16 protein-coding genes are annotated in these 14818 nt (G+C 38.7%); 10 read left to right on the top strand and 6 right to left on the bottom strand.

What is annotated here, in order from left to right:
* Positions 1 to 11: 11 nt before the first annotated feature.
* The 4 genes from ilvC (at position 12) to AAEZ22_RS09145 (ending at position 5769) form a co-directional block, all read left to right on the top strand.
* Positions 12 to 1484: a ketol-acid reductoisomerase gene (gene ilvC / locus AAEZ22_RS09130; protein ID WP_011327542.1), complete on the top strand. Its 1473-nt coding sequence runs from the start codon at positions 12 to 14 to the stop codon at positions 1482 to 1484.
* Positions 1485 to 1644: 160 nt separating this feature from the next.
* Positions 1645 to 3564 (top strand): methyl-accepting chemotaxis protein, encoded by a 1920-nt coding sequence (locus AAEZ22_RS09135; RefSeq protein WP_182683986.1) that lies wholly within the window; start codon positions 1645 to 1647, stop codon positions 3562 to 3564.
* Positions 3565 to 3650: 86 nt separating this feature from the next.
* Positions 3651 to 4832: a tetratricopeptide repeat protein gene (locus AAEZ22_RS09140; RefSeq protein WP_179808128.1), complete on the top strand. Its 1182-nt coding sequence runs from the start codon at positions 3651 to 3653 to the stop codon at positions 4830 to 4832.
* Positions 4822 to 5769, top strand: a complete 948-nt coding sequence (locus AAEZ22_RS09145; protein WP_197181909.1) for a M28 family peptidase — start codon at positions 4822 to 4824, stop codon at positions 5767 to 5769. The genes AAEZ22_RS09140 and AAEZ22_RS09145 overlap by 11 nt, the downstream gene beginning before the upstream one ends.
* Here AAEZ22_RS09145 and AAEZ22_RS09150 read toward each other — a convergent pair.
* A complete protein-coding gene (locus AAEZ22_RS09150) occupies positions 5756 to 6070 on the bottom strand; it encodes a GIY-YIG nuclease family protein (protein ID WP_089367892.1) in 315 nt (104 codons plus the stop codon). The two genes, AAEZ22_RS09145 and AAEZ22_RS09150, sit on opposite strands and share 14 nt — an antisense overlap.
* A 112-nt stretch (positions 6071 to 6182) precedes the next feature.
* Here AAEZ22_RS09150 and AAEZ22_RS09155 point away from each other — a divergent pair, with 112 nt between their 5' ends.
* A complete protein-coding gene (locus tag AAEZ22_RS09155) occupies positions 6183 to 6542 on the top strand; it encodes an outer membrane protein assembly factor BamE (RefSeq protein ID WP_086993523.1) in 360 nt (119 codons plus the stop codon).
* Positions 6543 to 6607: 65 nt separating this feature from the next.
* Here AAEZ22_RS09155 and AAEZ22_RS09160 read toward each other — a convergent pair whose 3' ends face one another.
* Complete coding sequence (locus tag AAEZ22_RS09160) at positions 6608 to 6931, bottom strand: RnfH family protein (protein ID WP_011327536.1); 324 nt, start codon at positions 6929 to 6931, stop codon at positions 6608 to 6610.
* Entirely contained in the window at positions 6928 to 7368 is a 441-nt protein-coding gene (locus tag AAEZ22_RS09165) for a type II toxin-antitoxin system RatA family toxin (RefSeq protein WP_197181910.1), read from the bottom strand. Before AAEZ22_RS09165 ends, AAEZ22_RS09160 begins: the two co-directional genes overlap by 4 nt.
* 147 nt (positions 7369 to 7515) lie before the next feature.
* Between AAEZ22_RS09165 and smpB the strand changes: the two genes are divergently transcribed.
* Together smpB and AAEZ22_RS09175 are read left to right on the top strand one after the other, a co-directional pair.
* Complete coding sequence (smpB, locus tag AAEZ22_RS09170; RefSeq protein ID WP_011327534.1) at positions 7516 to 7995, top strand: SsrA-binding protein SmpB; 480 nt, start codon at positions 7516 to 7518, stop codon at positions 7993 to 7995.
* A 364-nt stretch (positions 7996 to 8359) separates the two neighbouring features.
* The gene (locus tag AAEZ22_RS09175; RefSeq protein ID WP_011327533.1) at positions 8360 to 10948 is read left to right on the top strand and encodes a TonB-dependent receptor; all 2589 of its coding nucleotides are present in this window, start codon (positions 8360 to 8362) and stop codon (positions 10946 to 10948) included.
* Positions 10949 to 11007: 59 nt separating this feature from the next.
* On the opposite strand, the gene AAEZ22_RS09180 is transcribed toward AAEZ22_RS09175, so the two are convergent.
* Entirely contained in the window at positions 11008 to 11613 is a 606-nt protein-coding gene (locus AAEZ22_RS09180; RefSeq protein WP_011327532.1) for a peroxiredoxin, read from the bottom strand.
* Positions 11614 to 11891: 278 nt separating this feature from the next.
* A complete protein-coding gene (gene fadR, locus AAEZ22_RS09185; RefSeq protein ID WP_011327531.1) occupies positions 11892 to 12605 on the bottom strand; it encodes a fatty acid metabolism transcriptional regulator FadR in 714 nt (237 codons plus the stop codon).
* Between the two features lie 443 nt (positions 12606 to 13048).
* Between fadR and dsbB the strand changes: the two genes are divergently transcribed.
* A complete protein-coding gene (dsbB, locus tag AAEZ22_RS09190; RefSeq protein WP_352297023.1) occupies positions 13049 to 13567 on the top strand; it encodes a disulfide bond formation protein DsbB in 519 nt (172 codons plus the stop codon).
* Positions 13567 to 13869, top strand: a complete 303-nt coding sequence (locus AAEZ22_RS09195; protein WP_011327529.1) for a DUF6170 family protein — start codon at positions 13567 to 13569, stop codon at positions 13867 to 13869. The genes dsbB and AAEZ22_RS09195 overlap by 1 nt, the downstream gene beginning before the upstream one ends.
* A gap of 15 nt (positions 13870 to 13884) precedes the next feature.
* Here the strand turns inward: AAEZ22_RS09195 and AAEZ22_RS09200 are convergent, their stop codons facing one another.
* Positions 13885 to 14184 (bottom strand): ComEA family DNA-binding protein, encoded by a 300-nt coding sequence (locus tag AAEZ22_RS09200; protein ID WP_011327528.1) that lies wholly within the window; start codon positions 14182 to 14184, stop codon positions 13885 to 13887.
* 315 nt (positions 14185 to 14499) lie between these two features.
* Here AAEZ22_RS09200 and AAEZ22_RS09205 point away from each other — a divergent pair, with 315 nt between their 5' ends.
* Positions 14500 to 14817: a YebG family protein gene (locus AAEZ22_RS09205; protein WP_089367888.1), complete on the top strand. Its 318-nt coding sequence runs from the start codon at positions 14500 to 14502 to the stop codon at positions 14815 to 14817.
* Position 14818: the final 1 nt, after the last annotated feature.

The following is a 14818-nucleotide window of genomic DNA, read 5'->3' on the forward strand; positions in this document are numbered from 1 at the left end:
AGGACACTAACATGGCGAATTATTTTAATACCTTACCTTTACGCGAACAATTGGCGCAATTAGCCCAATGTGAATTTATGAACGCAGACGAGTTTACTGACGGCGTTGATGCTCTTAAAGGTAAAAAACTGGTTATTGTAGGCTGTGGCGCACAAGGCTTAAACCAAGGCTTAAACTTACGTGATTCTGGTTTAGATGTGTCGTATACGCTGCGTGACTCGGCCATTAGTGAACGTCGTCAATCATTTTTAAACGCGTCTGAAAATGGCTTTACTGTAGGCACTTACCAAGAACTAATTCCAACTGCCGACGTAGTATTAAATTTAACGCCTGATAAACAACATACTTCAGTGGTAAACGCAATTATGCCACTAATGAAACAAGGCTCAACCCTTGCCTACTCTCATGGCTTTAATATTGTTGAAGAAGGTATGCAAGTACGCGACGACATTACCGTTATTATGGTAGCACCTAAATGCCCAGGCTCTGAAGTGCGTGAAGAATACAAACGTGGCTTTGGTGTACCAACTCTAATTGCTGTGCACCCAGAAAACGACCCACAAGGGCATGGTTTAGCTCAAGCTAAAGCCTATGCCGCAGGTACTGGCGGCCACAGAGCCGGCGTACTTAAGTCGTCATTTATTGCTGAAGTAAAATCAGATTTAATGGGCGAGCAAACCATTTTATGTGGCATGTTACAAACCGGTTCTATTTTATGTTTTGATAAAATGATTGAAAAAGGCATTGATGCAGGTTACGCCTCAAAACTAATTCAATACGGCTGGGAAGTAATTACTGAAGCCCTTAAATACGGTGGCGTAACCAATATGCTTGACCGTCTTTCAAACCCAGCTAAAGTAAAAGCGTTTGAATTAAGCGAAGAACTAAAACAAATTATGCGCCCACTATATAACAAACATCAAGATGACATCATCGATGGTACTTTTTCACGTACCATGATGGAAGACTGGAATAATGATGATGCAAACTTACTTAAATGGCGCGCAGAAACAGCCGAAACTCACTTTGAAAAAACCCCAGCGGGCAATGTTGAAATTGCTGAGCAAGAATTTTTTGATAACGGTATTTTAATGGTCGCTATGGTTAAAGCAGGCGTAGAGCTTGCATTTGAAACCATGACTGCCGCAGGCATTATTGCAGAGTCGGCTTATTATGAGTCATTACATGAAACGCCACTGATTGCTAATACCATTGCGCGTAAAAAGTTATTTGAAATGAACCGTACAATTTCGGACACGGCTGAATATGGTTGTTATTTATATAACCACGCATGTTTACCTTTGCTACAAGACTTTATGCAAAAAATTGACACCGACGTAATTGGTAAAGGCTTAGGTGAGCATAGTAATCAAGTAGACAACCAAACGCTAATTCAAATTAATACAGCATTACGTGAACACCCTGTTGAAAAAGTAGGCGCTACATTACGCGGTTACATGTCAGCAATGAAAAAAATAGTTTAATCCCAAGTTAATCTAAGTTTCACTTGTTAGAAACCAAGCCCACCTGCTTTTGCGGTGGGCTTTTTCGTACCTGCATAGCACGCTATTCATCACTCGCTCAAAATATATAATGTGTTAAAATAATCACCTACTTGGTTCAGTTGTAAACAAAATTACCCTTATGATGATACAAAACCTTTCTATTACTCAAAAAATCACCGCTTTAGGCAGTGTTATAGCAATCTGTGTTGCCGCGCTCATAGGCTTAACATCGTTACATAACGCAGAGGATATCATCGAAAAGCGCATGATAGAGTCTGAACTTCCAAGCAAGTTACAAACTATTAGTAACCATATTGGTGGCGAAATAAACGAGCTTTTAGGCGCCGCAGAACAACTTTCTTCAAATGTATTTCTGATTGATTGGGCAAATTCAGCCACCGAGGACGACTCTCAACTTCTTAATGAGTTAAATAGATTAGTACAGCAGTACGATCTTGCTACTGCATCATGGGCAAATAGAGACACCGCACAATACTGGAACCAAAATGGCTTTTTACGCGTATTGAAAAACGATGCCGCAGATGGCTGGTTTTTCGCATTTAAACAGTCAAAGCGCCCTTATGACATTAGTATTTATCAAGAATCTGCTAACGATGTAAAAATGTTTATTAACCATCAGCAACCCAATGGTTTAGGTTTGGCAGGGCTTGCTAAAAGCATTACCGATATGCAAAAGCTACTGCAGCAATTTAAGATTGAGCAATCTGGATTTGTTTTTCTTGCCAATAAAAATGGCTTGATCCAGTTACACAAAGACGCCAATAAAGTGGCTAAAGTAAATATAGATGCCCTGTACGGCGAAAATATACATAATAAATTATTAAATAGTAATGGCTTTTCATTGGCAGAAATTAACTTAGCAGGTGAAGACACCCTGGTTGCTGCAACACCAATAAAAAATACTGACCTTTTTGTTGTAGCCCAAGTACCTAAAAGCGAAGTGTTTTCGAGTGTGAGTAAATTAGAATGGCAAATTTTAACCTTCACTATAATTATCGCCCTTATAGCGAGCTGTATTAGTTATTTGCTTGCTCGCTCATTGTCGTCGCCACTGTCGAAAATAGCCGAGCTATTCTCTCGTTTAGGCACAGGCGATGCTAATTTAGCATATAGACTTCCTTACTCTGCGCAACCTGAGCTAAATTATTTAACCGATGGTTTTAATCAATTCATCGAAAAAATAGACACAGCAATTAAACAAGTTGCCCATGAAAGCCATGGGATCCGCCAAAGCTCTGACCACGTGTTTGCGCAAGCAAAACATAACTCACAAGCAATTGATCAGCAAAAAGAGCAAACAATATCAGTTGCTGCCGCCATTAACGAAATGGGCGCAACAGTACAAGAAATAGCACAAAGTGCCGCCAACACGGCGAAGTTAACCAATAGTAGCCGTGAAAACACCAGTAAAAGCCATCAACAGGTACTGCAAAGCCAAACGACTATTGCAGCTCTTGCTAGCGACATAGATGGCATTACAGAGCAAGTAACCTTACTTTCTAAAAAAACGCTTGATATTGCTAGTATTGTTGACTCAATTAGAGGTATTTCTGAGCAAACAAACTTACTTGCGCTTAATGCTGCTATTGAATCTGCGCGTGCGGGCGAGCACGGTCGTGGTTTTGCTGTTGTTGCCGATGAAGTGCGAGCGCTGGCTAATCGTACCTCACAATCAACCACTGAAATTCAGTCGATGATTGAAGAATTAACCCAAATATCGAATGATGTTGTTACCGATATTAGTCAGTCCAAAAGTAAAGCTCAGCAAAGTGTAGGGGCAATGCAAAACTCAGTTGAGCTGCTTGATACAATTACTGAAACAGCAAATCAAATTAATGATATGGCAACCTTAATCGCAACAGCAACAGAGCAGCAAAGTAATGTAGTAGCCGATGTAGGACGTAATATTGAGCAAATTAGTGAAATTAGCGACAAGTCGATGAATGAGCAATTAAATACTGAGCAGGCTATTCGCGATTTAGCAAATAGCGCACAAACGCTTGCGTCACTTGTTGCCACTTTTGAGGCAAATCGCTAACTCATTTTTTGTAACATTTAAATTATACCTCTGAGTAAAATTACAACTACACTTAACTGGTAAGTAGTTTTGCTTAGAGGTATTATATGAAAGCCACTCAACTTAAATATTATTTATCATTTAGCTTTATACTTTTTTTGTGTGCGTGTAGCTCACCGCCAAAGTTAGCGCTGCCGCAACTCATTGAGCCAGCAAACTTTAAGCTACAACAGATCGAAACTCCAGCAGAAATATTTAAATTAGATACCAGCTTAACGCGGCAATTAGATTCTCATTTAAACAGTCAAAATTCAGCCCAACATATTGCACAAGGCATATTTAGCTTTTTATTAAAAAATGGTGATGACTCACTTGCCTATCGCTCATCTGCCACTTTAACCGCTGCACAAAGCTATCAAAATCTAAACGCTAACTGTTTGTCATTATCTATATTAGCGTATAGCTTAGCGGAGCACTTAGGCTTAAAAGCGCAATTTCAAAAAGTACATATCCCTGAATATTGGGCACTTGATCAAGGCGTTAATTTATTAACCGGACACATAAATTTAAGCCTTAATAGCCAACCTCTAATAAAAGATGCTGGCACTTTATTTTACCAACGAGATCAGCGCTTAATTATCGACTTTGACTCTAACAGCCGACAAGCACGCTTTAAAACAACACGATTATCAAAAAATACTGTTACCGCTATGTTTTATAATAATAAAGGTGCTACTGCGCTAATAAATAAACAATATGAATTAGCCTATAGCTACTTTAATGCAGCAACTAAGGTAGCACCTAATTTTAGCGTTGCATGGGGGAACTTAGGTGTTTTATTTAAGCAATTTAACTATTTAAATGAAGCCGAGCAAGCTTATAATTACGCCCTTCATCTTGATAAAAACAACAACACAGCACAAGGTAATCTTGCTATGTTGTACTTACTTACAGAGCGAGAGATGCAAGGAACTCAAATACTTAATCAGCTTGATAAACAGCGCCAAAGTAATCCTTATTACCATATATCACTTGGTAATACCGAGTACGTACATAAATATTACGCTAAAGCACTCAAACACTTTAAAAAGGCCTATACATTATCCCCCACACTTCACGAAAGTCATTTTGGCTTGGCGCGAGTTTACTTTCAGTGGGGCGATACAAAGCAAGCAAAGTACCATTTGCGTAAAGCCGGAAAAAATGCTGATTTTTTACATGACAAAAAACGTTATGACGCAAAGTTAAAAGCGCTGCAATCATTAACCGCAAAGGTAGGTGCCCATTAAACAATTAACTGTCGTTATTATTTTTCTGCTTTTAAGCCCTTTTGTTAATAGTAAAACGGCGCAGCAGCTACTTATTGATGATTTATATTACTTAGCAGACCAGCAACTTGCAGGTAGAAAAACAGGTTCTCAAAGCGCAGAGCTTACAAGAAGCTATATAAAACACAGATTAAGCCAAGTTAATAATAACGTGGTCGAGCAGCCATTTTGCTATAAATCGGGCCTATTTAGCCAAGCGTGTGGTATTAATATTATTAGTTCCAACATAGGTGCTCTAGAGGCAGTAACACAGGCAAGCGACCCATTACAAAAAGCCACTCGTATTATTATTACCGCACACTATGACCATTTAGGTAAACGTGGCGGAAAACTGCATCCTGGAGCAAATGATAATGCCACCGGTGTTGCTGCTTTAATTTATTTAGCAAGCGTATTTAATAATAAGCCACTGCCTTTTTCTCTTACCTTTGTAGCCACAGATGCAGAGGAAAACGGCTTACATGGCAGTAAATATTTTGCCAAAACACTGCTACCAAATAGCGTTATTATGAACATAAATTTAGACATGCTAGGGGTTAAAAAACGTCGTAGCAACTTATATGTATTAACCTCTAGATCGTTAAAAAACACCTTAAATAGTGTGTTTTTAGCCGTTGAAAATAATAATGTAAATTTAAAACCGGTTTACTCCGCAGCGCAAATGAGCAGATATATAAAATCTAAAAATATAAACTGGCATAAAGCGAGCGATCACTATTCGTTTGCAAGACAAAAAATCCCTTATGTTTACTTTGGCATGGGCTACGACAGTGCCCATCATACAAGTAATGACACCGCTGAGAATATTAACAGCAAACTTTTTACTGATGCAGTGCTATTAATAGAAGCCTTTATTAACCAGCTTGCTAAAACACCACTCCCACTTAGCCCGTCTTAAATGATGCTACATAGGCTTCTTTTTTAGCCCTAGATAATTTTTTCACTTGGTATTCTAATTTACTTGCTGCACTTTTATTGCCAACACTGTGCTGATGAATAAGTAAAAGTGGGCCTTTACCTTTAAGGTTTTTTGCACCATTACCCGCTTGGTGCGTAGCAAGACGTTGCTCAACATTGGTCGTTATACCCGTATACCAATGGCCGTAGCGGGTTTGTACTATATACAAATACCAGATAGATGGCTTTTTTAAGCAGCTCTGATCACTGCATTTTAAACTTTTTTGATTATCAGTGGTCAAATCGCTACCTTAACTTAATGCCCTTAACAAAAAACAATTGCTTAAAAGGGTTTTACCTTCAGTGACTAATCGGTATCATGCAGATTATAAAAAATAAGGATCACAACTAACAATGCAGTCGTTAAAAACTTTTTCTCTTTGGCTTATCGTTGCTTTAACGCTTAGTTCAGCAGCTGGGTGTTCTAGCTGGGTATACAGAATCAACATCCCTCAAGGTAACTTTTTAGAACAATCTGATGTTGATAAACTGCGTGTAAACATGACTCGTGAGCAAGTTGTTTATGTATTAGGCAAGCCTATCGCCGAAAATGCATTTGATAATAACACTTGGCGTTATGTATATAGCTTTAATAAAGGCCGTAGTAACGAGCAGTACAAATCACTGGTTATTAACTTTGAAAATGAAAAGCTTGCTTCTATTTCAGGTGATTACGAACAGCCAGAAAACTTTACTACTCCACTCGAACAATAAGCACCCTCGCTTATAAAATTATAAAGGTGAGTTAAGCTCACCTTTATAATAGCTAAAACCTTATGCTATCGCTCTATAGGACGGCCACCGGTTACTTTATTTGCTCGCCCTTCTTCTTTCGCTTTTTCAGCTCGTTTTCTACGCGCATCTTTAGGATCGGCAATTAAAGGACGATAAATTTCAATTCTATCCCCCTCTTTTAGCTCTTGATTAGGCTTTACAGTTCTATTCCAAACACCGAGTGTTAGTGCTGTAGCATCTATTTCTGGGTGTTTTTCGATAATTCCTGATTGAATAACAGCTTGTTCTACCGTTGTTCCCTTAACAACTTCTATTGTTAAGCTTGTTGCTGTTTCGGGTAGTGCAAATACAACTTCAACATCAATCATACTCTCACTCCATAAACCTGTTTCGCGCGCTGAGTAAACGCACTCACCATATTTTTTGCAACATCATTAAATATTTTACCAAACGCTAACTCAATCAACTTACTCGAAAACTCAAAGTCTAATTGTAACTCTACTTTGCAAGCATTTGCGTCAAGTTGTTGAAAGTGCCAACGCCCCTGCAACATTTTAAACGGACCATCTACAAGATTTAATACCACGGTTTGCTCATCAACAAAGGTATTTTCTGTGGTAAACCACTTTTTTATACCTGCTTTTGATATTTCTAAACTCGCGGTCATGCTATTATTGTGTTGCTTAATAATTTTTGAGTCTGAGCAATTAGGTAAAAACTGAGGATAGGCTTCTACATCATTAATAAGGTCAAACATCTCTTTAGTGCTGTACATAACCAGCGCACTTTTTTTTATTTGTGGCATACTCACTCCCAACTGTGTGGTGGAATTTTAGCAAGCTTTACGCGTTTCCCCAAACTTTCACGCTGCTTAAATTAATTACTAAGCTTTTAAATGCATTATTAAAAAATCGATGTAAAACATCTCGTATTACGTATAATATAGGGCACTATGGCTAAGAATAAATCATCAAAATCGACAAGCAATACCATCGCGCTTAACAAAAAAGCGCGACATGAGTATTTTTTACACGATAAGTTTGAAGCGGGTGTAGAGCTCCAAGGCTGGGAAGTAAAAAGCATCCGAGCTGGCAAAGTTAACATCACTGAAACTTATATCCATCTTAAAAACGGTGAAGCATTTTTATTAGGCGCCCAAATTCAGCCTCTTAACAGTGCATCTACCCATGTAATTTGTGATCCTTTACGTTATCGTAAGTTACTATTAAGCAGACGCGAGCTAGATCGCTTAGTAGGCGCGACTGAACGCGATGGCTATTCATTAATTGCTACTGCTATGTATTGGAAGAATTGCTGGGTGAAACTTGAGTTTCATTTAGCAAAAGGTAAAAAATTACACGACAAACGCGAAGACGGTAAAGATAAAGACTGGTCGCGTGAAAAAGAACGCTTAATGAAGCATAAAGCATAAATAAAAACGCCTAATTTATTAGGCGTTTTTTTATTTATTTTAAAATAATTTAACGCACAATTTTAAACCAAACTGCATAAATATACTGCAACTTAGTGGCTGTTAATAAAAGAATAAATTATTACAAAATAAGTGCTCACTAAACTATTTAATTCTTACCACTAATTGCAACGCAAGATTTATATTAAAACCCCGCTTTACGTCGAACTTCTATCTCCAAGTAAATAAAACACACTGACTATTTTACCAGCAACACCCAGACTAAAGTCACATCACACCGCAATTGCTAACACCTTTGTTACATGGTATTAATATGGAGGCTTTTTTAGCTACCAAATTCAACAAAACTAACAAGGACTTAAGGATGAAGCAATTTGCATTTACCCCTAGCTTAATTGCAGGGGCTACTTTGGCATTAACAGCTGGCTTTACAACAACAACATACGCCGCTGATGAAGTGAAAAAAGTAGAACGCATTGAAGTAACGGGCTCTCGTATTAAACGTTCTGATATGGAAGGCCCTTCTCCGGTTCAATCTATCAGTAGAGCCGATATTGATAACATGGGTTATGACAACCTACAGCAGTTGCTTGAAAGAATGCCTGTTGCAGGTAGCGGTACTTTCTCTACCCGTGGTAATAACCAAGACTCTACTGCAAATGGTTCTGCAGCGGTAAGTTTACGTGGCCTAGGTGCTGACGCAACTTTAGTACTTATTAATGGCCGCCGTGTTGCTATTAGTGCATTCGCTGAAGGTATTACTAACTCATTTGTTGATATTAACAGTATTCCTGTTTCAGCGATTGAACGTATCGACATTTTAAAAGATGGTGCATCAGCTATTTATGGCTCTGATGCTGTTGCGGGTGTAGTTAACGTTATCTTGAAAAAAGATATTGATGGTATTGAAGTAAACTTAGGCTACGGTGGCACTGACGGTCCTAATTACGAAGAAACATCAGCCAGCATCGTTTGGGGTACAAGTAACGAAAAAAGCAGTGCTTCCGTTATTATTGACTACTTTAAAAACACCTCTTTATCGTCAAGTGAAATGGGCAGTTTAGGCACTGCAGATCAAAGAGCTTTAGGTGGTGAGGACTTTCGTTCATCACGTGGCTTCCCTGGTTACTTTTACGTTGATGGTGTAAAAACCATTGACCCTGCTTGTCCAGCCGATAGCGCAACTGCCAGTGGCAGCTGTTTGTTCGATTACGGCCCATACGGCTATATTGCACCAGCATCTGAACGTATTGGGGCTATTTCGCAGTTTGAGTATAATTTTGATAATGGTATTACCGCATTTTTAGAAATGGCAGTACAACACAATAGCTCTGTGGCTATGGGTGCGCCAACCCCGCTAGATGAAGATGCAGGGCTTACTGTGCCAGCAAATCATCCTAATAACCCATTTGGTAAAGATATAGATATTGGCCGTTACAGAACGGTTGATGCCGGTGCTCGCCAATGGGATATTGAATCAGATACGATGCGTTTTGTAGCGGGTTTACGAGGCGAATTTAACGACTGGAGCTGGGAGACAGCGGTACAAAAAGGTCGTAGTAAATCAATGCAAACTGGCGATCGCTCACAAGGCTGGGTGCGTACCGACTTTTTACAACAAGAAATAGATGCCGGTAATTACAACCCATTTGGCGGCACTTATAACGATCCTGCAGTAATCGACAGAATCACTACTAGCTTAGTACGTCAAGGTGAGTCACATATGACCTCATTTGACGCAAACATTAGCGGTGAAGCATTTAGCTTTGGCGACGATGTGGTGATGATGGCAGCCGGTATTGAGTACCGCGAAGAAGACGTTACAGATATCCCTGATGATCAGTTCCGTCGCGGTTTAATTTTTGGTACTGAAGCTGTATCAGCCGCAGCATCGCGCGATCAATATGCTGCTTATGTTGAATTTTCAATTCCACTAGCTGATACATTAGAATTGCAACTTGCTGGACGTCACGATGACTATAGCGATTTTGGCACAACTACCAATCCAAAAGTTGCACTTCGCTGGGCACCTAGTGATGAAATCACGGTTCGTGGCTCATGGGCACAAGGCTTTAGAGCACCCTCTTTAGCACAAGTTGGCCTAGGTCCATCAGAAAAAAGTCAGTTCTTTATTGATACTCAACGCTGTCAACAAACGGGCTTAGACTGTCAGGCACTTGATTACAACATTCAATTCTCTGGTAATGCAGACTTACAACCTGAAGAGTCTGAATCTTGGAACGTCGGCTTCATTTGGGCCCCTAGCGCAGAGTTTGGTTTAAGTGTTGATGTGTGGAGCATCACCCAAGACAATAAAATTGACCAAGAAGAGTTTGGTCCAATTTATGCTGCCGAGTGTGGTAACCAAAACAGTACTGTATGTGTTCGCTTACCGCCTACTAATGGTGAAAGCTTAGGTTCAATTCAAAAAATCTATAGCACATTTGAAAACGTCTCTTCACAAGAAGTATCTGGCATCGACTTTTCAGCAAATTACAATCATTCATTGGATGATTTAGGTTTATTGAAATTCAATTTAGAGTGGGCTTACCAAAACAAATTTGAAAAAGATGGCCGTGATTACTCTGGTGAGTATGGTTACCCTGAGCATCGTTGGATTTTCTCAACTAACTGGGAAGTGGGCGACTTTAATACTAATGTTAACTTAAGTTATGTTGGTGAGTTTGAAGACACACCTGATATCGACTTTGATGGTAACTTAGATTTTGATAGCAATACATCACGTATGATTGATTCACAAGTGTTGGTTGACTTACAAACGTCGTACCGTATCACTGAGTCAGCTAAATTATCACTAGGTATTAATAACTTGTTTGACGAAGAGCCTCCTTTTGCAATTGGTGATGGCGATTCTGACCTTTACGGTTATGCGTCTGGGGTTCATAACCCACGCGGTCGTTATATTTATACTAAAGTAAGCTTCTCGTTCTAAATTAGAAGCAACAAAAAAACCGCCAATTGGCGGTTTTTTTATTTAAAACGAGAGCTAAATTATAGATCGCCTTCGTTTTCAGATAGGAACTTAGCAACGCCTTCAGGGCTTGCATCCATACCTTTTTTACCTTCAGTCCAACCAGCAGGACATACTTCACCGTGCTCAGTGTGGAACGCTAGCGCGTCAACCATACGTAGCATTTCATCAATGTTACGACCTAGTGGTAAGTCGTTCACTACTTGGTGACGTACATTGCCTTCTTCATCAATTAGGAAAGAACCACGAAACGCAACACCCGCTTCAGGATGCTCAACGTCGTATGCTTTACAAATTTCATGTTTAATATCTGCAACTAGTGCATATTTAACTTTACCGATACCGCCATCTGCAACAGCAGTGTTACGCCATGCGTTGTGTGAGAATTGTGAATCGATAGAAACACCAATTACTTCAACGCCACGTTTTTGGAATTCTTCATAACGCTTATCAAATGCAATAAGTTCAGAAGGACATACAAACGTGAAATCTAGTGGGTAAAAGAAAATAACTGCTTTTTTACCTTTAATTTTTTCATGAAGGTTATAGCTATCTACAATTTCACCGTTACCAAGAACTGCTGCAGCGGTAAAGTCTGGTGCCTGGCGGCCTACTAATACACCCATTTTATTCTCCAAATATTTTGAGTTTGTTGTCAATTGCTTATGCAATGCTGATAGTTATATGGGCTCTAAAACTTAAAAACCAATAGCGCACATATAATTATTATTATTCTAGAGAGAACTGGTGCGAAATGACAATCGTATTTAACGATTCCTCCCATCGATAATACTGAACGCTAAAAAGTGATGGGGTTTATTTTATTAGCTCAGTTTCTTGGTTATAAAGTATTAATAAAATGAAGACACAAAAAAACCTGCAAATGCAGGCTTTTAAAATAGGTTTAATCCATTATGTCGCTGGGCATATCGCCACGAATTTGTTGCCAAATTTCACCGGTTTGATGACCATATTTACGCATCATCATGATCGCACCGTCGTGTTCTCTGTTTTCGGCCAATTTAGTTAAGTCTTTATAAAACTGGCGAGCCAACTCACGCGTCCCCGGATCTGAAAAATAATGACAACCTATTTTTGAATAAAATCCTTTAAAGCCATTGAGTATAAGCACGTAAATACGATTATTACCTGCAACAGCTAACTCGTGATGCACTTTATAATCGTAATCAGCAAATGCTTGCGCACTGTCTTCTAACTCATCGCTTTGTGAGAGAATTTCAATCACACGTTCTGGATTTAACTTTATAGCTGCACGCGTATAAATTGCGCTTATATTAGTGCGTGCAGAGAGTAACTGGTCGGTTAACTCTGGCATTTTATCTTCATCAAGACGTGCTAACGTTTCAAGAATATTTAGTCCTGACGTTTCCCAAAAGTTATTCACTTTTGTTGGCTTACCATGTTTAATAGTTAACCAGCCATCTCGAGCCAATCGCTGTAATACTTCACGTAACGTCGTTCGGGTAACACCTATTAACTCTGAGAGTTCACGCTCAGCAGGTAGAATAGATCCAGGAGGGAAATCGCCATTCCAGATAGACTCTACTATGTATTCTTCAGCAAATCCTGCTGGGCTTTTCGCTTTAAAAATTCTCATCCAATTCCCACTCGAATTAATTCACACTACTACATACGATTAACCGACTGATTGTACCAGACGACGCTCAAGTAACAAGTAAAGTACGCCATATTACTGCCAGTATGCGATTAAAATATTTGTGTCTATAAAATGCTTTATATTTTTTACTAACACTTGTCGCAAGCACTTATATATTCACCCTAGATACATTTTAAGTAGTTATTTACTTTAAGTTCGCGCCTTGCCTTATTAACTTATTACGTAAAGTCACCTCACACACATACTTTACTCGTTTAAAGGGCTACCTCTTTATTCACATTATTGGATTTTTATTGGCTTTTAGAATTATAACCTTAACTTTAATCATCATAAATGCATGTGGGTAGGCTTTAAGTCGTTTTGCTTGCCCCTAACTTTATCCTACGTCATAATCTAACGTCTTATTTAAATACGGATTTATTATGAACTGGCTTGCACAATTACCCACCCAACGTACTCCTTGGCTTTTGTTTAGTGGTATTGTTTTTCTGCTTGAAATAACGGCACTGTTTTTTCAATATAAAATGGGATTGGCGCCATGTATCATGTGCATATATCAGCGTACTGCGGTATTAGGTTTACTTATTGCAGGTATTATTGGTACAAGTAATCCAGAACATAGAGGGGTTCGCTTGCTCGCCTATAGTGTATGGGCTGTTTCTAGTGTTTGGGGATTTATAATTGCCCGCGAGCATATCGAAATGCAAACAACCACTGATCCTTTTGCATTTAGCTGTGAGTTTGAACCTAACTTTCCTGCCTTTATGCCATTACATGATTGGATCCCAAGCTTTTTTGCAGCCACTGGTGATTGCGGAAACATTGACTGGCAATTTGCGGGGCTAAGTATGCCGGCATGGATGGAAGTAATATTTGCGCTGTTTGCAGCCACTTTATTTTTACTGGTAACGAGTCGCTTAATGACTAAAAGGTCGCTGTAATGCTTGTGTTTTTTTCAAGCCAAATTAATGCTCTAAAACATTTAAAAATACGTGACAGACAAGCTGTTATAGCGATTTCTTTAAGTATGCTTTCACCTGTTAATAAAGTACTACTTCGTATTATAAAATTATTATTACTCAGTCCGCTGTTTTTAATATTTGCCGTATTTGAAGGCTGGTTACTCATCCCTTTTTTACTACTCGGTGGGTTGTGTTACCCACTACTAACGACTCCAATTGAGATTAACTTTGCTAAAAAGCATTTATGTGAAGCATTAACCCAATATACTAAGGGCGCTTAACGCGCCCTTTTTAACTTAAAACGAAACCTTACCTTCAAGCTTTGCAGCTAATTTTTTACCTATACCTTTTACCATTTTCAAATCCTCTAACGATGTAAAGTTACCCTTTGCTTCGCGATAATCTATAATAGCTTGTGCTTTTTTCTTACCAATACCAGGGAGCTTAGATAGCTGGCTAACATCAGCAGTATTAATATTTAAAGCCGCCTGTTTTACTTGCTGAGTTATTGCTGAGGTATCAACATTTGCGTAGGTAAGAGTTACTGGCAACATACAAAAAGCTGCAGCTAAAATACTATATTTTAGTTTTTTCATCTTTCTTCCTTTTTTGTTCATACATGAACATTTACTTTGTTGTTTATATGTTTAAGTCATAACGCAAAAGGCTTTTTACACCTGCACTTTATTAAATACTTAAACCTAACATTCACTCCCTGTGAGATCCTTAACTGCAACGGTACACAAAAGTGATTAAGTTAAATAAAGTAAAGTTAATCTTTGTTGTCAACTATTATCACTTAATATTAATTAGGGGACTTGCAAATTTAGGCACAAACTTGTACTGTACATAAAAACAGTAATCTAATGGTTTATATATACTATATGCCACGCAAGTAAGCAGGAGAAATCATGGCTGTTGTTGTTAAATATGTTGTAGAACGAAACGGAGTCGAGCGCATGACGTTTACTACCAAAAAAGAAGCTGATGCCTATGATAAAATGCTCGATATTGCAGAGTCGCTTGAAATTTTGCTAGAAAAAGTTGATGTACCATTAAGTGAGCAACAAGTAGAGTCACTCGCTTTAGAAATGGCAAAAAGTAAAGATGACTTCATGACAATATTAAAAGGTGGTAAAGAGCCTATAGCCCCTAAAGCTGCTGTAAAAGGCAAAAAAGCAGATAATGTTGCACCCATAGAAGAAAGTAGCGACAAAAAAGCGAGTTAAT

This window comes from Pseudoalteromonas sp. 20-MNA-CIBAN-0454 (assembly GCF_040308685.1).
GTDB lineage: Bacteria > Pseudomonadota > Gammaproteobacteria > Enterobacterales > Alteromonadaceae > Pseudoalteromonas > Pseudoalteromonas nigrifaciens.

Excerpts from the sequence above, each read along its gene's own strand:
- AAEZ22_RS09205 (WP_089367888.1), top strand. The coding sequence starts at position 14,500 with ATGGCTGTTGTTGTTAAATATGTTGTAGAACGAAACGGAGTCGAGCGC.
- AAEZ22_RS09160 (WP_011327536.1), bottom strand. The coding sequence starts at position 6,931 with ATGATTGATGTTGAAGTTGTATTTGCACTACCCGAAACAGCAACAAGC.
- ilvC (WP_011327542.1), top strand. The coding sequence starts at position 12 with ATGGCGAATTATTTTAATACCTTACCTTTACGCGAACAATTGGCGCAA.
- AAEZ22_RS09165 (WP_197181910.1), bottom strand. The coding sequence starts at position 7,368 with ATGCCACAAATAAAAAAAAGTGCGCTGGTTATGTACAGCACTAAAGAG.
- AAEZ22_RS09175 (WP_011327533.1), top strand. The coding sequence starts at position 8,360 with ATGAAGCAATTTGCATTTACCCCTAGCTTAATTGCAGGGGCTACTTTG.
- dsbB (WP_352297023.1), top strand. The coding sequence starts at position 13,049 with ATGAACTGGCTTGCACAATTACCCACCCAACGTACTCCTTGGCTTTTG.
- AAEZ22_RS09155 (WP_086993523.1), top strand. The coding sequence starts at position 6,183 with ATGCAGTCGTTAAAAACTTTTTCTCTTTGGCTTATCGTTGCTTTAACG.
- AAEZ22_RS09195 (WP_011327529.1), top strand. The coding sequence starts at position 13,567 with ATGCTTGTGTTTTTTTCAAGCCAAATTAATGCTCTAAAACATTTAAAA.
- AAEZ22_RS09135 (WP_182683986.1), top strand. The coding sequence starts at position 1,645 with ATGATGATACAAAACCTTTCTATTACTCAAAAAATCACCGCTTTAGGC.
- AAEZ22_RS09140 (WP_179808128.1), top strand. The coding sequence starts at position 3,651 with ATGAAAGCCACTCAACTTAAATATTATTTATCATTTAGCTTTATACTT.
- AAEZ22_RS09200 (WP_011327528.1), bottom strand. The coding sequence starts at position 14,184 with ATGAAAAAACTAAAATATAGTATTTTAGCTGCAGCTTTTTGTATGTTG.
- AAEZ22_RS09180 (WP_011327532.1), bottom strand. The coding sequence starts at position 11,613 with ATGGGTGTATTAGTAGGCCGCCAGGCACCAGACTTTACCGCTGCAGCA.
- fadR (WP_011327531.1), bottom strand. The coding sequence starts at position 12,605 with ATGAGAATTTTTAAAGCGAAAAGCCCAGCAGGATTTGCTGAAGAATAC.
- smpB (WP_011327534.1), top strand. The coding sequence starts at position 7,516 with ATGGCTAAGAATAAATCATCAAAATCGACAAGCAATACCATCGCGCTT.